The sequence below is a fragment of the Actinomadura sp. NAK00032 genome (assembly GCF_013364275.1).
GTDB lineage: Bacteria > Actinomycetota > Actinomycetes > Streptosporangiales > Streptosporangiaceae > Spirillospora.
In genome coordinates, this window is the sequence record NZ_CP054932.1 from 3,731,038 (window position 1) to 3,757,228 (window position 26,191).

General features: G+C 77.7%; 4 protein-coding genes. All 4 read left to right on the plus strand.

Translation table 11 applies throughout. The annotated features are described in order from the left end of the window. The 4 genes from HUT06_RS17495 to HUT06_RS43835 are packed head-to-tail and all read left to right on the plus strand — an operon-like array spanning position 1 to position 26,166. Entirely contained in the window at positions 1-6,021 is a 6,021-nt protein-coding gene (locus tag HUT06_RS17495; protein WP_176196716.1) for a non-ribosomal peptide synthetase, read from the plus strand. Further along, entirely contained in the window at positions 6,018-6,800 is a 783-nt protein-coding gene (locus HUT06_RS17500; RefSeq protein ID WP_176196717.1) for a thioesterase II family protein, read from the plus strand. Before HUT06_RS17495 ends, HUT06_RS17500 begins: the two co-directional genes overlap by 4 nt. Then, positions 6,797-10,660 carry an SDR family NAD(P)-dependent oxidoreductase gene (locus HUT06_RS17505; RefSeq protein WP_176196718.1) on the plus strand — a complete coding sequence of 1,288 codons (3,864 nt, stop codon included), beginning with the start codon at positions 6,797-6,799 and terminating at the stop codon, positions 10,658-10,660. Before HUT06_RS17500 ends, HUT06_RS17505 begins: the two co-directional genes overlap by 4 nt. Next, positions 10,657-26,166, plus strand: a complete 15,510-nt coding sequence (locus HUT06_RS43835) for a non-ribosomal peptide synthetase (protein WP_217711328.1) — start codon at positions 10,657-10,659, stop codon at positions 26,164-26,166. The genes HUT06_RS17505 and HUT06_RS43835 overlap by 4 nt, the downstream gene beginning before the upstream one ends. Positions 26,167-26,191: the final 25 nt, after the last annotated feature.

The window sequence follows — 26,191 nt, forward strand, 5'->3', positions numbered from 1 at the left end:
ATGCGGGAGCCGGCGGACGGCACGGTGCCGGACCTGTTCGCGCGGGTGGCGGCGGCGACGCCGGACGCGGTCGCGGTGGTCTGCGGCGACGTCGCGCTGAGCTACCGGGACCTCGACGCCCGGTCGGACCGGATCGCGTGCGCGCTGGCGGGACGCGGGGTCGGTGCCGAGTCGGTCGTCGCGGTCGTGCTGCCGCCGTCCGCGGAGCTGGTCGCGGCGCTGCTCGGCGTCCTGAAGGCGGGCGCGGCCTACCTGCCGATCGACCCCGGCTATCCGGCCGACCGGGTCGCGGTCATGCTCCGCGACACCGCGCCGGTGCTGCTGCTCGCCGCGGCGGAGACCGGCGCGGACCTCCCGGGCGGCTGCCCGCGCCTCACTCTCGGGGAACTGGCCGGTACGCCCGGGCCGCGCGTCCCGCCGCCCGTCCGGCACCCGGACCGGCTGGCCTACATCATCTACACCTCCGGGTCGAGCGGGGTGCCCAAGGGCATCGGGGCGACACACCGCGACCTGCTGCGCTTCGCCACGGACCGGCGGTGGAGCGGGTACGCCCGGGACGGCGTCCTGCTGCACTCGCCGCTCGCGTTCGACGCGTCCGTCTACCAGCTCTGGGTGCCGCTGCTGAACGGCGGCAGGGTCGTGGTCAGCCCGGTCGCCGAGCTGACGCCCGACGCCCTGGCGAAGGTGGTCGCCGAGCACGGCGTCACGGCGACCCTGCTGATCAGCTCGGTGTTCAACCTGCTGGTCGAGGAGGACGTGTCCTGCCTCAGCGGATTCCGGGAGGTATGGGTCGGCGGCGAGCGGGTGTCGCCGCCGTTCGTGCACCGGGCGGTCGCGGCCTGCCCGGACACCGTCTTCGTCAACGGCTACGGGCCGACGGAGACGACCGTGTTCGCGACCGGCCACGTGGTGGGCCCGGCCGGGGACCCCGAGGCCGAGGTCCCGATCGGGCGGCCGTTCGACGCGCTGCGCGCGCACGTCCTGGACGACCGGCTCCGCGCGACGCCGCCGGGGACGGCCGGCGAGCTGTACCTGGCGGGCGGCCAGCTGGCCCGCGGCTACCTCGGCCGCGCCGGGCAGACCTCGGGGAGGTTCACGGCCTGCCCGTTCGGCCCGCCCGGCGAGCGGATGTACCGGACGGGCGACATCGTCGTCGAGAACGCGGACGGCGAGCTGGTGTACCAGGGCCGCGCCGACGACCAGGTGAAGATCCGGGGCTTCCGCATCGAGCTGGGCGAGATCGAGTCCGTCCTGCTCGACCATCCGGACGTGGCGCAGGCGGCGGTGACCGTCCGCGAGGACGGCGCGCACCGGACGCTGGTCGGCTACGTCGTCGCCGCGGACGGCGCGGCCGCCGACCCGGCCGCGCTGACCCGGTTCGCGGCGCGCCGGCTGCCGGAGTTCATGGTCCCGCCGGCCCTGGTGGCGCTGGACCGGCTGCCGCTGACCGCGAACGGCAAGCTCGACCGGGCGGCGCTCCCGGCCCCCGCGCCCGGCGCGGCCGGGGCCCACCGCGCGCCGCGCGACGCGGCCGAGACCGCGCTGGCGGAGGTGTTCGCCGAGGTGCTGGGCCGCGCGCGGGTCGGGATCGACGACGACTTCCTTGCCCTGGGCGGCGACAGCATCCAGGCGATCCAGGTGGTGACCCGCGCCCGCGCCCGCGGCCTGGCACTCGGCCCGCGGGCGGTGTTCGAGAAGCGGACCGTCGCCGCGCTGGCCGCGTCCGCCGCCGAGTCCGCCGCCGCGCCCGGCGACACCGTCCGGCTCGCCGAGCTGCCGGGCGGCGGGGCGGGCTGGATGCCGCTGCTCCCCGTGGCGCTGTGGATCAAGGAGCTGGGGCCCGGGTTCGACCGGCTGATGCAGGCGATCGTGCTGGAGTTGCCGCCCGGCATCGACCGGCCGGGACTGGTCGCGACGCTGGCCGCCGTCGTGGAGCGGCACGACCTGCTGCGCGCCCGGCTCGTCGCCGACGGCCTGGTCGTGGACCCGCCCGGCGGCGTCGACGTGGACGGGATGGTCCGCCGGGTCCCGTTCGGGGCCGCCTGGGACGACGGCGCCTGGCACCGCGCGCTCGTCGCCGAACTGGAGGCCGCGGCCGGCCGGATGAGCCCCGAGGCGGGCGTGGTGTCGCAGTTCGTCTGGTTCGACCCGCCGGCCGGGCCCGGCCGCCTGCTGATCACCCTGCACCACCTCGCCGTGGACGGCGTGACGTGGCGGATCGTGATCCCCGACCTGGCGTCCGCGTGGCGGCGGATCAGGGCGGGCCTGGCCCCCGCGCTGCCGCCCGCCGGGACGTCCGCGCGGCGCTGGGCGCACGCGATGGCCGAGGCGGCGGCCTCCCCGGAACGGGTCGCCGAGCTGCCCTGGTGGCGCTCCGTGGTGGACGGCCCCGACCCGCTGCTCGGCCGGCGCCGCCTCGACCCGGCCGTGGACGTGATGGGCACCGTGGAGAACGTGCGGGTGTCGCTGCCGCCCCGCGTCACCGAGGCGCTGCTGACCACGGTGCCCGCGGTCTTCCGCGGCGGCGTCAACGACGGGCTGCTCGCCTGCCTCGCGCTCGCCGTCGCGCGCCGGCGGCGGGCCCGGGGCGAGGCCGAGCCGTCGACGCTGCTGCGGCTGGAGGGGCACGGGCGGGAGGAGGACGCCGTCCCGGGCGCGGACCTGTCCCGCACGGCCGGCTGGTTCACCACCGTCTTCCCGGTGCGGCTCGACCTCGCCGGGATCGACGTGGACGAGGCGTTCGCGGGCGGCCCGGCGGCGGGCGCGGCCGTCCGGGCCGTCAAGGAGCAGCTGCGCGCCGTCCCCGGCAAGGGCGTCGGGTACGGGCTGCTGCGCTACCTGAACGAGGAGACCGCCGCGGCGCTGCGCCCCCATCCGCTCGGCCAGATCGGCTTCAACTACCTGGGCCGGTTCGGCGCCGCCGACATGCCGGAGGACCTGCGCGGCCTCGGCTGGACGCTGACCGGCGACCTGGCCGAACTGGAGGAGCTCGCCACCCTCGACGCCGGCCACAACCCGGCGATGGCCGCACCCTGCGAGCTGGACGTCAACGCGACCGTCACCGACGGCCCGGACGGCCCCCGGCTGACCGCGACGTTCGCCGCGCCGCGCGGGGTGCTGCCTCCGGCGGAGCTGCGCGCGCTGGCCGGCTCGTGGTGCGCCGCGCTGGAAGCGGTGGCCGCGCACGCGGGCGAGCCCGGCGCGGGCGGGCTGACGCCGTCCGACGTCCCGCTGGCGACGGTGGCGCAGGACGAGCTGGACGCCTGGGCGGCGCGGTATCCGGGGCTGGCCGACGTGTGGCCGCTGACCCCGCTGCAGTCCGGGATGCTGCACCACACGATGCTCGCGGCCGGTCCCGGGACGGCGGACGCCTACCAGGTCCAGCTCCTGGTCGGCCTCGGCGGCGCGGTGGACGTGGCGCGGCTGCGCGCCGCCGGGCAGGCCCTGCTCGACCGGACCGCCGCGCTGCGGGTCGCGTTCGCGCCGACCGCCGCCGGCGACCGGGTGCAGCTGGTGGTCGACGGGGCCGTCCTGCCGTGGCGCGAGATCCGGCTGCCCGACGGCGCGGCGTTCGACCGGTTCCTGGCCGGCGACCGGTCCGCGCCGTTCGACCCGGCGCGCCCGCCGCTGCTGCGGATGACCCTCGCCCGGATCGGCGAGACGCGGACCGAGCTGGTGATCAGCGCGCACCACGCCCTGTTCGACGGCTGGTCCGAGCCGCTTCTCGTGCGCGACCTGCTGAGGCTCTACGGCGGGGACTCCCCGCTTCCGGAGCGGCGCCCGTTCCGGGACTTCCTGGCCTGGCTGCACCGGCAGGACCTGGCGGCGTCGGCGCGGGCCCACGCCGACGCGCTCGACGGCGCCGAGCCCACGCTCGTCGCGGACGGGGCCGCCGCGCAGGAGCCGCCCGGGTTCGGTGAGCTGGCCGTACCGCTGACCGACGCCGAGGCGGCGGCGCTCGTCCGCCGCGCCGGCGGGCTCGGCGCCACCGTCAACCACCTGGTGCAGGCGGCCTGGGCGATCGTGCTCGCCGGGCACACCGGCCGGACCGACGTGGTGTTCGGCGCCGCGGTGGCGGGCCGCCCGCCCGCGCTGGCCGGCGTGGAGGCCATGGTCGGGCTGTTCCTCAACACCGTGCCGGTGCGGGTGCGGTGCGCGCCCTGGCGGACGCTCGCGGACGTCGTCGCCGGGCTGCGCGCGGAGCGGACGGAGCTGGTCGAGCACGAGCACGCCGCGCTGTCCGACGTGCACGACGCGGCCGGGGCGCGGGTCCTGTTCGACACGCTCGTCGCGTTCCAGTCCTTCCCGTCCGACGGCGCCGGGATCGCGGCGGCGGGCGCGGCGGCGGGCCTCGCCGTCACCGGTTACCGGCCGGTCGGCGTCTCGCACTACCCGCTCACGGTCTTCGCCGACCTGGACGACCGGCTCCGGCTCCGGATCCAGCACCGGCACGGGATGGTCGACCGCGCGACCGCGGCCCGCCTCGCGGCGGGCCTCGCCCGGGTCCTGCGCGCCTTCGCCGCCGATCCGGCGGCCCGGGTCGCCGCGCTCGACATGGCGGCGGAGACCGAGCCGGAGACGGCCGGAGCCGCCCCGCTGCCGGAACTCGCCGCGCGGCGGGCCGCCGGGTCCGGCGCCGTGCTCGTCGCGGACGGGGTCCGGACCACCCTGCGCGAGCTGGACGCGCGCGCGGACGAGGTCGCGGACGCCTGCCGCGCGCACGGAGTGGAGCCGGAGTCCGTGGTCGCGGTGTGGTGCTCCGGCGCCGCCGAGCGGGTCGCGGCGCTGCTCGGCGTCCTGCGGGCGGGCGGCTGCGCGCTGCCGCTCGACCCCGCCGACCCGCCCGGATGGACCGACGCCGTCCGCGCCGACGCCGCGCCGGCCGCGATCGTCACCGATGGGGACGCCTCGCCGTTCACCGACCTGCCCGAGATCCGGATGGGCGAACCGGGCCCAGGGCGGGGCGCGGCGGCCGGTCCGCGTCCGCGTCCGCGTCCGGAGAACCTGGCCCACCTGAGCTACCGGCCGGACGAGGCGGCCCGGCCGCGCGCGCTGGCGCTCACGCACGGCGCCCTGGCCGCCGCAGTCCCGCAGTCGCCACCGGACGGCCCGCTCGCGGTGGGCCCGGACACCGAGGCCCGGGAGCTCCTGCTCGCGCTCTGTGCGGGCCGGACCGTCGAGGTGCGCGACGGCGTCCCGCGCGCGGCGCCGGCCGTGCCCGCCTCGGCGCGCGTGCTCGGCCCGGCCCTCACCCGGACCGGGACCGGCGCGGCGGGGGAGGTGTACGCGTCCGGGGACGTCGGGCGCGGCTTCCTCGGCCGCCCGTCGCTCACCGCCCAGCTGTTCGTCGCCGATCCGTTCGGCCCGCCGGGCGCGCGCATGTTCCGCACCGGGACGAGCGTCCGGCGCCTCGGTGACGACGCCTGGGAGCACCTCGGCGGCGCGGACGCGCGGACGACGGAGCGGGCGGTCGAGACCGTCCTGCTGTCGCGCCCGGAGGTGGCGCGCGCGGCCGTCGTCGCGGGGGAGGGCGGCCTCGCCGGATACGTCGTCGCGGAGCCCGGCCACGCGCTCCGCACCGGCGCGCTCCGCGACCTCGTCGCCGCGCGGCTGCCCGCCCGGCTCGTCCCGGCCGCGCTGGCCGAACTGGACGAGCTGCCGCTGACCGCGCGCGGACGCCTGGACCGCGGCCGGCTGCCGCAGATCGGCGCCGCCGCCCGCCGCGAGCCGCGCGACGACCGGGAGAAGGCGCTGGCCCGGCTGTTCGCCGACGTCCTCGAACGCGACCGGATCGGCATCGACGACGACTTCTTCGCCTGCGGCGGCAACTCGCTGCGCGCGACCCGCCTGCTCGGCCGGATCCGGGCCGAGCTGGGCGCGCAGGTGTCGATCCGGTCGGTCTTCCAGTACCCGACGGTCGCCGAGCTGTCCGCCCGCTGGGCCGAGGTCGCGGCGGCGGGCGCCGGGCCGCCCCGGCTCCGCCGGAGGACGGGCGGCGGCGCGCGGGACGGTGCCCGATGACCACCGGGCTCGGCGAACTGCTGCCGGAGAGCCCGTACGTGTGGCGGGCGCGGCGGCCGGGGCACACCCGGCGCCTGGTCTGCTTCCCGCACGCGGGCGGCGGGGCCGCCTCCTACTCCGGATGGGCGGCGCTGCTGCCGCCCGGCGTCGACCTGGTCGCGGTGCAGCTCCCGGGCCGCCAGAACCGCATCGCCGAAGCGCCGTTCACCGAAGTCGCGCCGCTGGTCAACGTGCTCGTCCACGCGCTGCGGCCGGTGCTCGCCGGCCCGCACGCGTTCTTCGGGCACTCCTGCGGCGCGGCGCTCGCCTACGAGCTGGCGCTGGCGCTGCGCGACCGCGGCCTGCCCGGGCCCGGCCACCTGTTCCTGTCCGCCCAGCCCGCGCCCGGCACCGGCGGCGTGCCGCCGATCCACGACCTGCCGGAGGACGCGTTCCGCGCGGAGATCGTCCGGCTCGGCGGGGTGGAGCCGGAGATCGCCGCCGACCCGGCCGTGATGGACGAGCTGCTGCCGCTGCTGCGCGCCGACTTCGCCCTGTGGGAACGGCACACCCTGACCGCGGGCGCGCCGCTGGACTGCCCGATCACCGTGCTCGCCGGGACGTCCGACCCGCGCGCGCCCCGGCACACCCTCGCCGCCTGGCGGGACCGCACGACCGGGGCGTTCGCCACCCGGTTCCACGCGGGCGGCCACTTCTACTTCCTCGACGCGGCCGAAGAGCTGGTCGCGTTCCTCGGCGAGGCCACGCCGGCCCTCGGCAGCGACGGGAGGACGCCATGACCGCACCCGAACCGATCGGCCCGGCGGCGCTGGACGGCATCGCCGCGGCGGCCCGCGCGGTCCCCGGCGTCGCCGACGCGGCCGCCGTCGTCCGCCGGGGCGTCCGACCGGCCGCGCCGGCCGCGCCGGCGCCACCCGCGCCGCCCGCCCGGGCCGCGGCCCCCGTCCCCGACCGGCCGCCCGCCGACCTGGACGGCGGCCCGCCGGCCGTCCCGGACGGCGCGCCCCGCACCCTCCAGGAGGCGCTGCGGGAGGCGGCGCGCCTCGCCCCCGGCAAGGGCACGGTCTACATCCGGCAGGGCCGCGAGGACGACTGGCAGTCCTATCCCGAGCTGCTGCGCGAGGCGGAGCGCGTCCTCGCCGGCCTGCGCGCGGCGGGCCTGCGTCCGGGCGACGCGGCGCTGTTCGCGTTCGCCGACAACCGCGCCTACATCACCGCCTTCTGGGGCTGCGTGCTCGGCGGGTTCCTGCCCACACCGGTCGCCGTCGCCCCGACCTACCAGCGGCCGAACGAGCCGAACCGCAAGCTGCGCAACGCGTGGAAGCTGCTCGGACGGCCCGTCCTCGTCACCGACACCGCGACCGCCGGCGCCCTCGCGGACGTCCGCGAGCTGTGGGACGAGCCGGACGTGCGCATCCTCACCGCCGACGACCTCCTCGCGCACCCGCCCGACCGCGACTGGTTCCCCGCGGCGCCGGACGACCCCGTCCTGAACCTGCTCACGTCGGGCAGCACCGGGGTGCCGAAGTGCGTGCGGCACACCAACGCGAGCGTCGCGGCGCGGTCCCTCGCCGTCGCCGCGCACTGCGGCCTGACCGAGGACGACGTGAGCCTGATCTGGATGCCGTTCGACCACGTCACGGTCGCCATGTACAACGTGCGGGACGTCTTCGCCCGCTGCCGCCACGTCAACGCCCGCACCGAGCACTTCCTCGCCGACCCGCTGCTCTGGCTGGAGTGGATGGACGCCCACCGGGTGACGAACACCTGGGCGCCGAACTTCGCGTACGCGATGGTCAACGAGCTGGCCGGGGAGCTGCGCGGCCGCTCCCTCGACCTGTCGTGCGTCCGGGAGATGGTCAACGCGGGCGAGCCGGTGGTCGCCGCGACCAGCCACCGCTTCCTGGAGCTGCTCGCCCCGCACGGGCTGCGGCCGGACGCGATGGTCCCCTGCTGGGGGATGTCGGAGACCTGCTCCGGCGTCACCTACACGCGGCAGAGCCGGGACGACCGGGCGGCGGGCACCGTCGCGGTCGACCCCGCCACCCTCGGCGGGGACATCCGCTACCTGGACCCGGGCGGCGAGCACGGGACCGTGCTGTCCACCGTGGGCGCGCCGATCCCCGGCGTCCGGCTGCGGGTGGTGGACGACGACGGCGGCGTGCTGCCCGAAGGGCGCGTCGGGGAGCTGCGCATCACCGGCGACACGATGATGGCCGGCTACCACGCGAACGCCGAGGCCGACCGGGACTCGTACGCCGCGGACGGCTGGTACCGCACCGGCGACCTGGCGTTCGTCCGGGACGGCGAGGTCGTCATCGCCGGGCGCAGGAAGGACCAGATCATCGTGCGCGGCGTCAACCACCTCGCGCACGAGATCGAGAGCGTCGTCGCGCGGGTGGACGGGGTGCGGGTCACCTTCGTCGCCGCCGCCGGGCTGCGCGAGCCGGGCGCCGGCTCGGACCGGCTGGCGGTCTTCTTCGTGCCGGAGCGGTGGGCCGCGGCCGACCTCGCCCGGATCGCCGCCGACGTGCGGGCGGTGCTCGGCCGCGAGGCCGGGCTCGCCCCCGACCTGCTCGTGCCGGTCACGGCGGCGGAGTTCCCGAAGACCGGCAGCGGCAAGATCCAGCGGTCCGCGCTCGCCGACCGGCTGCGCGCCGGCGCGTTCGCGGACCGGGTGATCGGCACCGCCGGGGAACCGGCGGGCAGCGGGCTCGTCCGGCGGCAGTGGACACTCCTGCCGGCGGACGCGGACGCGGACGCGCCGGACGCCGGATCCGGCGCCCGGCTGGTCTTCGCCGCCGCGGACGACCTCCGGCGGCTGCGCGTCGACGGGCCGCTGCTCGCCGTGCACCGGGGCGACGCGTTCGCAGCGGACGGCCCCGGGCGGTACCGCGTCCGCGCGGACGACCGCGCGCAGGTGCGGCGCCTGCTGGAGGCGGTGACGGCCGAGCACGGACCGCCCGGCTCGATCGTGTTCGCGCTGCCGCTCTCCCTGGAAGGCGGCGTCGAGGAGCGGCTGGCGGCGGCCGCCGCCGAACTCACCGCGCTGATCGGCGCGCTCGCGGGCGGTGAGTCCGGCCGCCCGCCGGTGCTGGTGCTGACCCGCGGCGCGGTGCACGCCCGCGACGGAGACGCCGTGGACCTCGGTGTCTGCGCGCTCCCCGCGCTCGTCCGCACCGCCGCCGCGGAGGTGCCCGCGCTGCGCGTCCGGCAGCTCGACCTGCCGGCCGACCCGGACCGGTGGCCGGACGCGCTGCGCGCCGAGCGGACCGGCCGGGACCGGGACGGCGCGGTGGTCGCCGCGCGCGCCGGGCGCCGGTGGGCGCCGCGGCTGAGCCCCGTCCCCGAGGAGCCCGGCCCGGGGGAGCCGCCGGTCGTGCCGGGCGGGCGCTACCTGGTCACCGGCGGGCTCGGCGGGATCGCGCACGACCTGGCGGGCCACCTGGTGGCGGCGTACGGCGTCCGGCTGCTGCTCGCCGGCCGCTCGCCGGTCGGCGGCGCGGACGCCGACCGCGAGAAGGCCGGACGGCTCGCCGGGCTGCGCGCGCTCGGCGACGTCCGGTACCGGCGGCTCGACGTCGCCGACGCGGCGGCCCTGGAGTCCGCCGTGGCCGCGGCCGAGGCGGACTGGGGCGCCCCGCTCGACGGTGTCCTGCACCTCGCCGCCGCCGACCCGACCGGGCAGTGGGACCGGCTCGACCGGCACACGCTCGCCAACGAGACCGCTGGCACGTTCACCGCGCAGTTCCGCGCGAAGGTCGCGGGGACGCTCGCCGTGGCGCGGCTGCTCGACCGGCGGCCGGACGCGGCGCTGGTCCTGTTCGGCTCGGTCAACGGCGAGTTCGGCGGGCACTCGTTCGGCGCGTACGCGGCGGCCAGCGGGTTCCTCGCCGGGTTCGCCGACCACTGGCACCACGCGAGGGGCCGCCGCGTGCGGTGCCTGGCGTGGAGCATGTGGACCGGCGCCGGGGTGAACCGCGGCCGGCCGGCGGAGCCGGCGCGGCGGCGGGGCTTCCGCCCGCTCGGCCCGGACGAGGGCCTGCGGCTGTTCCTGGCGGCCCTCGCCGCGCCGCACCACTACCTGCTGCTCGGCCTCGACCTGGCCAACCCCGGGATCGTCGAGGAGCTGGCCCCGGACGCGGTGCGCGCCGGCGAGCTGCTGGTCGCCTACACGGGCGAGGCGGCGGCGGACGAGGTGCGCGCGGCCGTGGCGCCGCACGCCGCCGCATGCCCGGTGCCGGTCCGGGTGGTCGCGGTGCCTCGGGTGCCGAGGGACGCCGACGGCCGCGTCGACGCGGCCGTGCTGCTGCTCGACGCCGCGCCAGGCCGCGCGCGGCGGGTGTCCGCGCCGCCCGGCACCGACCTGGAGCGCCGGATCGCCGCGCTCTGGTCGGCCGCGCTCGACCGCCCGGCCGTCGGCCGCGACGACTCCTTCTTCGAGCTCGGCGGCAACTCCCTGCGCGCCACCCGGCTGCTCGCGCTGCTGGACGAGCGGCTCGCGGTCCGCCTGACGACGCAGGAGCTCTACGAGAACCCGACCGTGGCGGGCGTGGCGGACATCGTGGCGGACACCGTCGCGGGCCGCCGCCGCCCCGGCGCGCGCGAAACGAGTCAGCGAGGAGCGCAGACGCAGTGACCCCCATCTCCTTCGCCCAGCGCCGGCTGTGGTTCATCGACCGGCTGGACGGCCCGTCGGCGGTCTACAACGTGCCCTTCCTGGTGCGGTTCCGCGGCGACCTCGACGTCGACGCCCTGCGCGCCGCGCTGCGCGACGTCGTCGTCCGGCACGAGAGCCTGCGCACGGTGTTCGCCGAGGACGCGGCCGGCTCGCCGGAGCAGCGGGTCGTCCCGCCGGACGCGCTCGACCTGCCCGTCGCGGTGGTGGAGACGGGCGCCGCCGCCGTGGACGCGGCGGTGGCCGAGGCCGCGGCGCACCGGTTCGACCTGTCCGCCGACGTCCCGGTGCACGCCCGCGTGCTGCGGACCGGGCCGGGGGAGCACGTGCTCGTCCTGGTGATCCACCACGTGGCCGTGGACGGGGAGTCCGCCGTGCCGCTGGCCCGCGACCTCGCGGCCGCCTACACCGCCCGGCACGGCGGCCGCGCCCCGGACTGGCCCGAGCTGCCCGTCCAGTACCGCGACTACACGCTGTGGCAGCGCGAAATGCTCGGCGACGAGGACGACCCGGACAGCCGGCTCGCCACCCAGCTCCGCTACTGGAAGGACGAGCTCGCCGGGGCCCCCGAGCGGCTGCGGCTGCCGGCCGACCGGCCGCGTCCCGCGCGGGCGAGCCACCGGGGCGACGTCGTGCACGTCGAGATCGACGCCGGCCTCGCCGCCGCCGTCGAGGAACTGGCCAGGGCCCGGGGCATGAGCACGGCCATGGTGGCGCAGGCCGCGCTCGCCGTGCTGCTCTCCCACCTGGGCGCGGGCGAGGACGTCACGATCGGCGCGACCGTCGCGGGCCGCACCGAGGAGGAGCTGGCCGACCTGGTCGGGTTCTTCGTCAACACCTGGGTGCTGCGGGTCGGCCTGTCCGGCGACACGCCGCTGGAGGTGCTGCTGGACCGGGTCCGCGAGCGGGCCCTCGGCGCCTACGACAACCAGGACGCGCCGTTCGAGCGGGTCGTCGAGGCGGTGAACCCCGAGCGCTCCACCGCCCACCACCCGCTGTTCCAGGTGATGTTCAGCTGGCAGACTGACTCCCGCGTCGCACTCGACGTCCCCGCCGCGACCGCGACGCTGGAGGCCGTGGGGACCGGCACCGCGAAGTTCGACCTGGAGTTCAACTTCACCGCCGACCCGGACGGCCGCGGCCTGCGCTGCCGCCTGGAGTACGCGACCGACCTGTTCGACCGCGGCACCGCCGAGCGGATGGGGGAGCGGCTGGTGCGGGTGCTACGCCGGATCACCGCCGACCCCACCGCGCCGGCCGGCGCGGTGGACGTGCTCGCCGCCGACGAGCGCGACCTGCTGGCCCGCTGGAACGACACCACCGCGCCGGCGCCCGAGGCGACCGTCCCCGGCCTGTTCGAGCGGCGGGCCGCCGCGACGCCGGACGCCGTGGCCGTCGTCTCGGCGGGCCGGGAGCTGACCTACCGGCAGGTCGGCGAGCGCGCGGACCGGCTGGCGCGGGAGCTGGCCCGGCGGGGCGCCCGCCCGGAGACGCTCGTCGGCCTCGCCCTGCCGAGGTCCGCCGACCTGGTGGTCGCGCTGCTGGCGATCCTGAAGTCCGGCGCCGGCTACGTGCCCATCGATCCGCGCTACCCGAGCACGCGGCTGGAGCACATGCTCACCGAGGCGCGGCCCCTGTTCCTGCTGACCGACCGGGAGACCGCCGGCACCCTGCCGCACGCCGGCGTGCCCACGCTGCACCTGGACGATCTCGACCTCGAAGGCCCGGCGGCCGGCGAGCCGGGGGACGCGCCCGTCCCGCCGCGGCCGCACAACGTCGCCTACGTGCTCTACACCTCCGGCTCCACCGGCGTCCCGAAGGGCGTCGCGATCACGCACCGGGGCGTGGTGAACGGCGTGACCAGTCTCGCCGAGACGGTCGGGCTCCGGCCGGGCACGCGGATGCTCGCCGGGACCTCGGTCGGCTTCGACGTGTCGGTGTTCGAGATCGTCACGACGCTCGCCGCGGGCGGCACCGTCGAGGTCGTCCGCGACGTGCTCGAACTGGGCGAGCGGGACGGCTGGCGGGGCGGCGTGGTCAGCACCGTGCCGTCGGTGTTCGCCGGGCTGGTCGACCGGCTCGACCCGCGCACCGCGATGGACGGGCTGGTCTTCGCGGGCGAGGCGCTGCCCGCGTGGCTGGTGCGCCGTGTCCGCGAGGCGTTCCCGGGCGTCCGGGTCGTCAACGCCTACGGGCAGAGCGAGAGCTTCTACGCCACCGCCCACGTCGTCGACGGCCCGCTCCCGGAGGACGCGGCGGCGGGCACGCCGATCGGGACGCCGCTCGCCAACATGCGCGCCCACGTGCTCGGGCCGGGGCTCGCGCCCGTCCCGCCGGGCGTCGTCGGCGAGCTGTACGTCGGCGGCGAGGTCGGCCGCGGCTACCACGGCCGCGCCGCGATGACCGCCGAGCGGTTCGTCGCCGACCCGTTCGGGCCGCCCGGGCAGCGCATGTACCGCACCGGCGACCTCGCGCGGTGGACCGCCGGCGGCCGGCTGGAGTACGCCGGACGCGACGACGCGCAGCTCAAGGTCCGCGGGTTCCGGATCGAGGCGGGCGAGGTCGAGGCCGTGCTGACCGCGCACCCCGGCGTCGCGCAGGCCGTGGTGGCGACGCACGACCTGCCGGCCGGCCGGCACCTGGTCGGCTACGTCGTCCCGGCCGGGCGGCCCGGCGGCGCGGGCGGCGGGCGGCACGACAACGTCGACCTGACCGCCGGGGTGTCGGCCGCCGAGCTGCGCGGCTTCGTCACCGAGCGGCTCCCGGAGTTCATGGTCCCGTCCGTGTTCGTCGTGCTGGACCGGCTGCCGCTCACCCCGACCGGCAAGCTGGACCGGGCGGCGCTGCCCGCCCCCGCGTTCACCGGCGGCGCGTACCGCGCCCCGCGCACGCCCGGGGAGGAGGTCCTCGCCGGGGTGTACGCCGAGGTGCTGGGCCTGGACCGGGTCGGCGTGGACGACGACTTCTTCTCCCGCGGCGGCGACAGCATCCGGTCGATCCAGGTCGTGACGCGGGCGCGGGCGCACGGGATCGAGCTGACCCCGCGTCAGGTGTTCCAGGGCCGCACCGTCGCCCGGCTGGCCGAGCTCGCGGCCGCCGGGACGGGGGAGGAGCGCGCCCTGGCCGAGCTGGCCGGCGGCGGCGTCGGCCTCACGCCGCTGCTGCCGATCGGCCGCTTCCTGATGGAGCTGGGCGGCGGCGTCGACCGGTTCTCCATGTCGGCGGTCGTGGACCTGCCGGACGGCATCGACCAGCCCGGGCTGCTCGCCGTGCTGGCCGCCGTCCTGGACCGGCACGACGCGCTGCGGTCCACGCTCGTGCCCGAGGGCCTGCGCGTCGCCCCGCCCGGCTCGGTGCCCGCCGGGGCGCTGCTGCGCCGCGTCCCGTGGAAGGACGACTGGGACGAGACCGCCCCCGCCGAGCTGGACGCCGCCACCGGGCGGCTCGACCCGGCCGCCGGGACGATGGCGCAGTTCGTCTGGTTCGACCGCGCCGACGGCCCCGGGCGGCTGCTGATCGTCCTGCACCACCTGGTCGTGGACGGCGTGTCCTGGCGCATCCTGCTCCCGGACCTGGCGTCGGCGTGGGAGCAGGTCCGCGACGGCCGCACCCCGGAACTGCCGGAGACCGGCACGTCGCTGCGGCGGTGGGCGCACGCGCTCGCCGCGGAGGCGGCCGGGCGCGCCGCCGAGATGCCGCTGTGGCGCTCGATCGCGGACGGCCCGGACCCGCTGCTCGGGAAGCGCCGCCGCGACCCGGCGGTGGACGTCGCGTCCACCGTCCGGCACCACTGGGTGCGGGTGCCCGCGCCGGTCACCGAGGCGGTGCTGACCGCCGTGCCCGAGGCGTTCCACGGCGGCGCGGCCGACGGCCTGCTGGCCGCGCTCGCGCTGGCGGTCGCGCGGATGCGGCGGGCCCGCGGGGTGGACGAGCCGTCGCTGCTGGTCCGGCTGGAGGGCCACGGCCGCGAGGAGGACGCCGTGCCCGGCGCGGACCTGTCCCGCACGGTCGGCTGGTTCACCAGCATGTACCCGGTCCGCCTGGACACCGCCGGGGCCGACCTCGACGACGCCTTCGCCGGCGGCGCCGCGGCGGGCCGCGCCGTGAAGGCCGTCAAGGAGCAGCTGCTCCGCATCCCCGACAAGGGCATCGGCTACGGCATGCTGCGGTACCTCAACGCGGAGACCGCGGCCGAGCTGGCGGACCTGCCGAGCGGCCAGATCGCCTTCAACTACGTGGGGCGCTTCGCCGCCTCCGACACCCCCGAGCACCTGCGCGGCCTCGGCTTCACCCGCGCCCCGGGCGCCGACGAGCTGATCGCCGCGCCCGACCCCGACCTGCCCGCGCTGTCGTCGCTGGACGTCAACTGCCTGGTCACCGACACCGCCGAGGGCCCGCGGCTGGCCGCGCGGTTCAGCTTCCCGGAGGGGGTGCTCGACGAGGCCGACGTGCGCGAGCTGGCGGACCTGTGGCGTGCCGCGCTCGAAGGCATCGCCCGGCACGCCGCCGGGCCGGGCGCGGGCGGCCTGACGCCCTCGGACGTGCCGCTGGCGGGCACCACGCAGGACCAGATCGAGGAGTGGGAGCGGCGCTACGGCGGCCTCACCGACATCTGGCCGCTCACCCCGCTCCAGTCCGGGCTGCTGTTCCACGCGATGCTCGCCGGGGACGACTTCGACCCGTACCACGTCCAGCTCGTCCTGCACCTGTCCGGGGCGGCCGACCCGGACCGGCTGCGCGCGGCCGGCCAGGCGCTGCTCGACCGGCATCCGAACCTGCGCGCCGCGTTCGTCCCGACCGGCGAGGGCGACCACGTGCAGGTCGTGCCGCGGCGCGTCGAGCTGCCCTGGCGGCACCTGGACCTCACCGGCGCCGCGGACCCGGACGCGGAGCTGGCCCGCTTCCTGGAGCAGGACCGGGCCGCCTACTTCGCCCTCGCCGCCCCGCCGCTGCTGCGGCTGTCGCTCGCGACCCTCGGGCCCGGCCGCGCCGAGCTGGTCTTCACCGCCCACCACGTGCTGTTCGACGGCTGGTCGGTGCCGCTGCTGCTGCGCGACCTGCTGCGGCTCTACGGCACCGGGGGCGACGCCTCGGCGCTGCCCCGCGTCCGCGGCTACCGCGAGTTCCTGGAGTGGCGCGACCGGCAGGACGGCGCGGCCGCCGCGCGGGCCTGGGCGGACGCCCTCGACGGCGTCGACGAGCCGACCCTGCTCGCGCCCGCCGCGTCCGCCGTCAACGCCGCCGACGTCGGGCAGGTGGACGTGCCGCTGCCGCCGGACCTGGTCCGCGCCCTGTCGCGGCGCACCGCCGAGCTCGGCGTCACGCTGAACACGCTCGTCCAGGGCTCCTGGGCGGTGCTGCTCGGCCGCCTGACCGGGCGCCGGGACGTCACGTTCGGCGCGACCGTCTCGGGCCGCCCGCCCGCGATCCCGGACGTGGACGGCATGGTGGGCCTGTTCATCAACACCCTGCCCGTCCGGGTCCGCTGCGCGCCCGCCGAGACCTTCGCCGCACTGCTCACCCGCGTGCAGGACGACCAGGCCGCGCTGCTGGACCACCAGCACCGCTCGCTCGGCGACATCCAGCACGCCACCGGGCTGCCGCGGCTGTTCGACACGTTCGTGGTGTTCGAGTCGTACCCGATCGACCACGTCGGGCTGAGCGAGGCCAACGCGGGCACCGAGCTGGCCGTCACCGGCCTCACCCCGTACGGCGGCTCGCACTACCCGCTCGCGGTGGTCGCGGACGCCGACCCGCAGCTGAAGATCGTCCTGCAGTACCAGCGGCACGTGTTCCAGCCGGAGGCCGTGACCGGGATCGCGGACCGGTTCCGCCGCGTCCTGCAGCAGTTCGCCGAGGACCCGGACCTGCCGCTCGGCCGGATCGACGTGCTCGACCCGGCCGAGCGGGAGCTGGTGGTCGAGCGGTGGAACGACACCGCGCGGCCCGTCCCGGCCACGACGCTCGCCGCGCTGGTCGCCGGGCAGGCCGCCCGCACGCCGGACGCGGCCGCCGTGCTGTTCGAGGGCGCCGAGCTGAGCTACGCCGACCTCGACGCCCGCGCCGACCGGCTCGCCGCGCGGCTGGCGGCGCGCGGCGCGGGGCCGGAATCCGTGGTCGCGGTGATGGTGCCGCGCTCGGCGGAGACGGTCGTGGCGCTGCTCGCCGTCCTCAAGGCGGGCGCGGCGTACCTGCCGGTCGATCCGGAGCACCCGGCCGGCCGGATCGCGTTCCTGTACGAGGACGCCCGCCCGCTGGTCACCGTCGCCGCCGAGGGCGCGCCCGTGCCGGACGGCGCCGCCCGCATCGCCGTCGACGAGCCCGGCGGCCCCGGCGACCCCGGCGACCCCGGGACGGTCGTCCCGCCGTCGCCCGCGAACCCGGCGTACGTGATCTACACCTCCGGCTCGACCGGCCGCCCCAAAGGCGTGGCCGTCCCGCACTCGGCGATCGTGAACCGGCTGCTGTGGATGCGCGACCACTACGCCGTCACCGCCGCCGACCGGATCCTGCAGAAGACGCCGCTCGGCTTCGACGTCTCGGTCTGGGAGCTGTTCCTGCCGCTGGTGTCCGGCGCGACGCTGGTGGTCGCCCGCCCCGACGGCCACCGCGACCCCGCCTACCTGGCCTCGGCGATCCAGCGGGCCGGCGTGACGATGGCCCACTTCGTGCCGTCCATGCTGCAGGACTTCCTCCAGGACCCGGCGGCGCGCGGCTGCACGACCCTGCGCGAGGTGGTGTGCAGCGGCGAGGCCCTGGCACCGCACCTGCGCGACCGGTACCACCGGGTCCTGCGCGCCCGGCTGAACAACCTCTACGGCCCGACCGAGGCCGCCGTGGACGTCACCGCCGCGCACTGCCCGCCCGGCGCGGACGGTCCGGTCACCATCGGCGGGCCCGTGTGGAACACCCGGACCTACGTGCTGGACGACCGGCTCGCGCCCGTCCCGCCGGGCGTCGCGGGCGAGCTGTACCTCGCCGGGCCCCAGCTCGCGCGCGGCTACGTCCACCGGCCCGGGCCGACCGCCGAGCGGTTCACGGCCGACCCGTTCGGCGCGCCCGGCGACCGGATGTACCGCACCGGGGACGTGGTCCGCTGGGACCACCGCGGCGAACTGGAGTACCTCGGCCGCGACGACCAGCAGCTCAAGATCCGCGGCCAGCGGGTGGAGCCCGGCGAGATCGAGGGCGTGCTCGCGGACCATCCGGGCGCCGCCCGGTCCGCGGTCGTCGCCCGCGACGCCGCGGGCGGTCCGCGCCTGGTCGCCTACGTCGTCCCCGAGGACGGCGCCGCGCGGGCGGTGGCGACCCTCGCCCGGATGCGCCGCGAGGGCCGCCTGGACGGCCGCGAGCTGCACGAACTCCCGGACGGCAGGCTCGTGTGCGCGCGCAACCGGTCGAACACCACGTTCCTCTACGACGAGATCTTCGTCCGGAACGAGTACCTGCGGGCGGGCGTGACCCTGCCCGCGGGCGCCCGCGTGGTGGACGTCGGCGGCCACGTCGGGATGTTCTCGCTGTTCGTCGCCGAGCGGCGGCCGGACTGCCGGATCCTCGCCGTCGAGCCGATCCCCGAGCTGGCCCGGATGTTCGCGCTGAACGCCGAGCTGCACGGCATCGACGCCGCCGTCACCGCGTGCGGCCTCGCCGCCGAGCCCGGCCGGGCCGAGTTCACCTACTACCCGGACCTGTCGATCCTGTCCGGGCGCTTCGCCGACGAACGCGAGGAGCGCCACATGCTGGAACAGGTCATCGGCAACGACCCGGAGCTGGCCGGGCTCGACGGCGCCGCGCGCGCCGAGCTGCTCACCGAGCGGCTGCGCGGCGAGCGCGTCGAGGTCGAGCTGCGCACCCTGTCCGAGCTGATCCGCGAGCACGCGCTGCCCGTGATCGACCTGCTGAAGGTGGACGCGGAGAAGAGCGAACTGGACGTGCTGCGCGGCGTCGACGCCGAGCACTGGCCGATCATCAGGCAGGTCGTCGCCGAGGTCCACGACATCGACGGCCGGCTCGAGGTCGTGGTCGCGATGCTGCGCGGCCACGGCTTCCGCACCGGCGTGACCGCGTCGGACGACCTGGCCGGGACGGGCATGTACTCCGTCCACGCCGTCCGCCCGGAGGCCGCGGGCGAACCGGCGCTCGAAGCCGTCCCGGACGGGCAGCGCTGGTTCAACGCCAGGAGCCTCGCGGACGACCTGCGCGAGCACGCGGCCGCCCGGCTGCCCGGCTTCATGGTCCCGTCCGCGTTCGTGCCGGTGGACCGGCTGCCGCTGACCGCCAGCGGCAAGCTCGACCGGGCCGCGCTGCCCGCGCCCGAGCCGGACGCGGGCACCGGACGCGGCCCGCGCACACCGCGCGAGGAGCTGCTCTGCCGGCTGTTCGCCGACGTGCTCGGCGTGGAGCGCGTCGGCATCGACGACGACTTCGCCGCGCTCGGCGGCCACTCGCTGCTCGCCACCCGGCTGGTCGGCCGGATCCGCACCGCGCTCGGCGTGGACGTGCCGATCCGCGTGGTCTTCGACGCGCCGACGGTCGCCGAGCTGGTGCGGCGGCTGCCCACCGGGCCGTCGGAGCGGCCGCCGCTGCGGCGCGCCGAGCCGCGTCCCGAGCGGGTCCCGCTGTCGGCCGCCCAGCACCGCCTCTGGTTCGCGCACCGGTTCGACGGGCCGTCCGCGACCTACAACGTGCCGCTGGTGCTGCGGCTGTCCGGCGCGCTGGACGTGCCGGCGCTGCGCGCCGCGCTGCACGACGTGGTGGCGCGGCACGAGAGCCTGCGCACGCTGGTCGGGGAGGACGAGAACGCCGTCCCGTACCAGCGGATCCTGCCCGCGGGCGAGGTGCGGCTCGACGTCCCGCTCGTGGACGTGGAGCCGTCCGGCCTGGACGCAGCGGTGGCGGAGGCGGCGGTGCACCTGCTCGACCTCGCCGCCGAGCCGCCGGTGTGGGCGAGGCTGTTCCGGACCGGCGCGCAGGAGCACGTGCTGCTCCTGCTGATCCACCACATCGCCGGGGACGGCGAGTCGGTCGGCCCGCTGATGCGCGACTTCAGCACCGCCTACGCCGCCCGGCGGCGGCGCGAGGCCCCGGACTGGCCGGAGCTCGCGGTGCAGTACGCCGACTACACCCTCTGGCAGCGCGAGCTGCTCGGCGACGAGCACGATCCGGCCGCGGCGCTCGCCGCCCAGGCCGGCTACTGGCGGGAGGAGCTGGCGGGCGTGCCGCAGCCGCTCGCGCTGCCCACCGACCGCCCGCGCCCGAAGGCGGCCGGGCACGGCGGCGACCTGGTCGAGTTCACGCTCGCGGCCGAGCTGATGGCCGCCGTCGAGCGGCTCGCCGGGGCGCGCGGCGCGACGACGTCGATGGTGATGCAGGCCGCGTTCACGGTGCTGCTGCGCGAGCTGGGCTGCGGCGACGACATCACGATCGGGTCGCCGATCGCCGGGCGCACCGAGGAGGCGCTGACCGACCTCGTCGGGTTCTTCGTCAACACGTGGGTGCTGCGCGTCCGGATCCCCGCGAACCCGACCTTCGCCGAGGTGCTGGACGAGGTGCGCCGCCGCGCCCTCGCGGCCTACGACAACCAGGACGCCCCGTTCGAGCGGCTGGTGGAGCTGCTGAACCCCGAGCGCTCCACCGCCTACCACCCGCTGTTCCAGGTCATGTTCGCCTGGCAGAACGTCGGCGACGGCGACTTGTGGCCGAGCGGGCTGCGGGCGCGGCTGGACACCGTCCCGACCGGCACCGCGAAGCTCGACCTGTCGCTGATCATGGCCGACGTCCCGGGCCGCGGCGTGGTCGGCAACGTCGAGTACCGGACCGACCTGTTCGACCGGGCCACGGCCGAGGACCTCGCGGACCGGTTCGTCCGGACGCTGCGTCGCGCCGTGTCCGACCCGCACGCCAGGCTCGGCGTGCTGGGGGCGCCGGAGCGGGCGGCCGGGCGGCCCGGCAGCGGGGCCGCGGCGAGGACGGCCTACCTGGCCCCGCGCACACCGGCCGAGGAGACGCTCGCCGGAGTGATCGCGGACGTCCTCGGGCTGGACCGGGTCGGCGTCGACGACGACTACTTCCTGGTGGGCGGGGACAGCATCCGCTCGATCCAGGTGGTGTCGCGGGCCAAGGCCGCGGGCGTCGAGATCACCCCGCGCGAGATGTTCGAGCTGCGCACGGTCGCCGCGCTCGCCGCCAGGGCCGGCGAGCGCGCCGCCACCGCCCCGGCGGGGCCGGCGCCGGACGAGGACGGCGTCGGCGCGCTGCCGCTCCCGCCGATCGCCCGGTTCCTGCCGGCGCACGCGCGCGCCGGCCGGTTCGCGATGGCGACCATGCTGGACCTGCCGGACGGCATCGACGAGGACGGCCTCGCCGCGACGCTCGGCGCGGTCGTGGACCGGCACGGCATGCTGCGCTCCCGGCTCGCGGACGGCGGCCTGCGCGTCGAGCCGCCGGGCGCGGTGGACGTCCGCGCGCTGCTCGTCCGCGTCGCCCGCGACCAGGCCGACCCGCAGGCCGAGCTGGACGCCGCGGTCGGGCTGCTCGACCCGTCCGCCGGGGTGATGGCGCGGTTCGTCTGGCTCGATCCCGGGCTGCTGATCATCGCCCTGCACCACCTGGTGGTGGACGGCGTGTCCTGGCGGATCCTGCTGCCCGACCTCGCGGCGGCCTGGGAACGAGTCCGCGACGGCCGCGCGCCGGACCTGCCCGCCGCCGGGACGTCGTTCCGGCGCTGGGCCCGCGCCCTCCCCGGCGCCGCCCGCGAGCGCGCCGCGGAGCTGCCGCTGTGGCGGGCGATCGCGGCCGGCCCCGACCCGCTGCTCGGGGCGCGGGCGCCGGACCCGCGCGTGGACGTCCAGTCCACGGTCGAGACGCTGGAGGTGGAGCTGCCCGCGGAGCCGACCGGCGTGCTGCTCGGCGCGCTCCCGGCCGCCTTCCGCTGCGGCGCCGACGACGCCCTGATCGCCGGGCTCGCGCTGGCGGTCGGCCGGTGGCGGCGGGCGCGCGGCGTCGCCGAGCCGTCGGTGCTGCTGCGGCTGGAGGGCCACGGCCGCGAGGAGTCCGTGCTGCCCGGCGCGGACCTGTCCCGGACCGTCGGCTGGTTCACCAGCCTGTACCCGGTCAGGGTGGACCTGCCCGAGGCGGCGCTGCGTGCGGCCGGCGACGCCGCCGGCGACGCGGCCGTCGCGAGCGTCCTGATATCCGTCAAGACCCGGCGCCGCGCGCTCCCGGACAAGGGCATCGGCTACGGCCTGCTCCGGCACCTGGACGAGGCGGCGGGCGCGGAGCTGGCGGCGCTGCCGTCCGGCCAGATCACCTTCAACTACCTGGGCCGGTTCGGCGCGGCGGACATGCCGGAGGCGCTGCGCGGCCTCGGCTGGACGCGGGCGCCGGGCGCGGACGAGCTGACCGTCCGGTTCGACCCGGACCTGCCGGTGGCCGCCGCGCTGGAGGTGAACGCCTTCGTCACCGAGTCCGCGGACGGCCCGCGGCTGCGCGCCCGGTTCGGCTTCCCGTCCGGAGTGCTGTCCGGCGCCGAGGCGGCGGAGCTGGCCGCCGCGTGGCGCGCCGCCCTCGCGGAGCTGGCCCGGCACGCCGCCCGGCCCGGCGCGGGCGGCCTCACCCCGCCGGACCTGCCGCTGGTGGCGGTGCGGCAGGACGAGATCGACGGCTGGGAGAAGCGCCACCCGGGGCTCGCCGACGTCTGGCCGCTGACGCCGCTGCAGGCCGGCCTGCTCTACCAGTCGGAGCAGGCCGGGACCGGCCACGACCCGTACCACGTGCAGCTCGTGTACGAGCTGTCCGGGCGGGTGGACCAGGCCCGGCTCCGCGCGGCGGGCCAGGCACTGCTCGACCGGCACCCGAACCTGCGCACCGCGTTCCCCGGCCGCGCGGCCGGCGACCCGGTCCAGCTCGTGGTGGACGGCGTCGAGCTGCCGTGGCGCGAACTCGACCTCCGCGACCTGCCCGGACCCGACCGCGACGCGGCGCTCCGCGCGTTCCTGGCCGCGGACCGGGACGCGCACTTCGATCCCGCGACCCCGCCGCTGCTGCGGATGTCGTCGGTGCTCACCGGCCCCGAATCGGCGGTGCTGGTGCTCACGTCCCACCACGTCCTGTTCGACGGCTGGTCGGTGCCGCTGCTCACCCGCGAGCTGCTGGCCCTCTACCGGTCGGGGCCCTGCGCGCTGCCGCCGGCGCCCGCGTACCGCGACTTCCTCGCCTGGCTCGCCCGCCGCGACCCGGCGGCGTCCGCCCGCTCCTGGGCGGACGGGCTGGCGGGCGTCGAGGAGCCGACGCTGCTCGCGCCGGACCTGCCCGCCGACGCCGATCTCGGCGCCGCCCACCGGATCGAGGTCCCGCTGCCGGACGGCCTCGCCCGCGACCTGCCCCGGACGGCGGCGGAGCTGGGCGTCACGCCGAGCACGCTGGTGCACGCCGCGTGGGGCATCGCGCTGGCCGGGCTGACCGGGCGCCAGGACGTCGTGTTCGGCACGACGGTGTCGGGCCGCCCGCCCGCCGTGCCGGGCGTCGAGTCGGCGGTCGGGCTGTTCATCAACACGCTGCCGGTGCGGGTCGGGTTCACGCCGTGGGACACGCTCCGCTCGGTGCTGACCGGCGTGCAGGAGCGGCAGAACGCCCTGCTCGACCACCATCACCACGCGCTGGCCGACATCCAGCGGGCGACCGGGCTGCCGGCCCTGTTCGACACCGTCGCGGTGTTCGAGTCGTTCCCGCTGGACGAGGCGGAAGCGGAGGAGGGCGGCCTCGCCGTCACCGGCGTCTCCTCGCCGAACGGCACCCACTACCCGCTGGGCGTGGCCGCGGCCGCCGGCCCCGAGCTGCGGGTCGTCGTCGAGTATCTGGAGGCGGCCTTCGACCGCGGCACCGCCGCCGCCATCGCCGGCCGGCTGGCGCGCGTGCTGCGCGCGATCGCGGCCGACCCGGACGCTCCCGCCGGTTCGATCGACGCGCCGCGACCGGTGCCGGCGGCGGAGCCGGAGCTGGAGCCGGAGCCGGCGCCCGCCGCGACCATCGCGGAGCTGTTCGCCGCGCAGGTCTCGGCGACACCGGACGCCGTGGCCGTCGCCGCCGGCTCCGCCGAGCTGACCTACAAGGACCTGGACGCCCGCGTCGACCGGCTCGCCGGAGAGCTGGTCCGGCGCGGCGTCCGGCCCGAGTCGGTGGTCGCGGTCGCGCTGCGCCGCTCGCCCGACCTGGTCGCCGCGCTGCTGGCGATCGCCCGGGCGGGCGGCGCCTACCTGCCGGTCGACGCCGCCGACCCGGCCGGCCGGATCGCCTACCTGCTGGCGGACTCCGGCGCGCGGCTCGCGGTCGTCGACGCGGACACGGCCGGGGCGCTGGCGGCGGCGCCCGTCCCGGCGCTGCGCGTGGACGAGCCGTTCACCGAGCGGCCCGGCATCGCCGCGGCGGTCCCGAGCCGTCCGGACGGCCTGGCGTACCTCTTCTACACCTCCGGGTCGACGGGGCGGCCGAAGGGCGTCGCGGTGTCGCACCGCGGCGTCGCCTCGCTCGTCGCCGCGCACGCCGAGCGGCTCGCCGTCACCCCGGCGAGCCGGATGCTCCAGCTCGTGCGGCCGACGTTCGACGTGTCGCTGTGCGAGATCCTCACGACCCTGCTGTCCGGGGCGACGCTCGTCGTCGCGGACGAGGCGGACCTCACCGCGGGCCCGGCGCTCGCCGCCACCATCGCGGCGAACCGGGTCACCCACATGATGTTCCCGCTCGGCGTGCTCGGGCTGATGCCGCCCGGATCGATGGCGGCGGTGGAGTCGCTCGCGACCGGCGGCGAGCCGATCCCGCCGGAGCTCGTCGCCGCCTGGGCCCCCGGCCGCCGCATGGTCAACATCTACGGGCAGACCGAGACGACGGCGGCGACCGTGATGAGCGCGCCGCTCACCGGCGGCGAGGGCGTCCCGCCGATCGGCCGGCCGATCCCCGGGACCCGGGTGTTCGTGCTGGACGGCGCGCTGCGCCCCGTCCCGGACGGCGTCGTCGGCGAGCTGTACGTGGCCGGTCCCGGCGTGGCGCGCGGCTACGCCGGGCGGCCCGGCCTCACCGCGGACCGCTTCCCGGCCTGCCCGTTCGGCCGGCCCGGCGAGCGGATGTACCGCACCGGCGACCTCGTCCTGCGCGGGCCGGACGGCGACCTGGTGTTCCGCGGCCGGGCCGACGACCAGGTCAAGATCCGCGGCCTGCGGATCGAGCCGGGCGAAGTGGAGACCGCGCTGCTGGAGCACCCCCGGGTGGAGCGGGCCGTCGCGGCCGTGCGCGAGCACGGCGGCGACCGGCGGCTCGCCGGGTACGTCGTGCCGACCCCGGCGGGCGGCGGCGACGACCTCACCGCCGTGCTGCGCGCGCACCTGCGCGAACGGCTGCCGGAGTACATGGTCCCGTCGGCGCTCGCCGTCCTGGACGAGATCCCGCTGACCCCGAACGCCAAGCCCGACCGGAGCGCGCTGCCGGAGCCCGGCCGCGCGCCGGCCGCGCCGGGCCGCGAGCCGCGGACTCCGCGCGAGCGCATCCTGTGCGGCCTGCTCGCCGAGACCCTCGGCGTGGAGCGGGTCGGCCTGGACGACGGGTTCCACGCCCTCGGCGGGCACTCCCTGCTGGCCGCCCGGTTCGCCGGCCGCGTCCGGGTCGTGCTCGGCCTGGACGTGCCCGTCCGGACGGTGCTGCGCGCCCCGACGGTCGGCGACCTGGCCGCCGCCCTGGAGAGCGGCGCGGAGCCCCCGGACGCCGCCGACCCGTTCGGGCCCGTCCTGCCGCTGCGCGCGGGCGGCGACCGCGAGCCGCTGTGGTGGATCCATCCCGGCGGCGGGCTGTGCTGGCCCTACCTGGGGTTCGCCCGGCGCCTCCCCGAGAACCGCCCGGTCTACGGGATCCAGGCGAAGGGCATGGACGGCTCGGACCGGCTGCCCGGCTCCATCCGGGAGATGGTGGCCGACTACGCCGGCGAGATCCTCGCCGTCCAGCCCGAGGGGCCGTTCCATCTGCTCGGGCTCTCGGTCGGCGGCACCCTCGCGCACGCGGTGGCGGCGGAGCTGCGCGGCCGCGGCCACGAGGTGGCGCTGCTCGCGCTGCTGGACAGCGCCCCGGCCGGCGAGCTGGTCGCGCTGGGCCCGCCCACCGCGGACGCCGTCCGCGACCACTTCGCCGAGCACCTGGTCGCGCTGGCCGATCCCGGCGCGGCGGACGGCTTCGTCGCGCACGCCACGGAAGTGATCGTCAACCACGGGCGGCTGATGACCGGGTTCGCCTCGCCGGTCTTCCACGGCGACGCGCTCCTGATCACCGCGGGCGGAACGGAGGCCGCGACCGCCGACCGGTGGCGGCCGCACATCGCCGGGGCCGTCGAGGAGCACGCGGTGGACGGCGCGCACGAGGAGCTCTACCTGCCCGGCCCCGCCGCGGAGATCTGCCGGATCCTCGGCCGCCGCCTCGGCGGGGCGTGACGGCCATGGCCCACACGAAGGGACA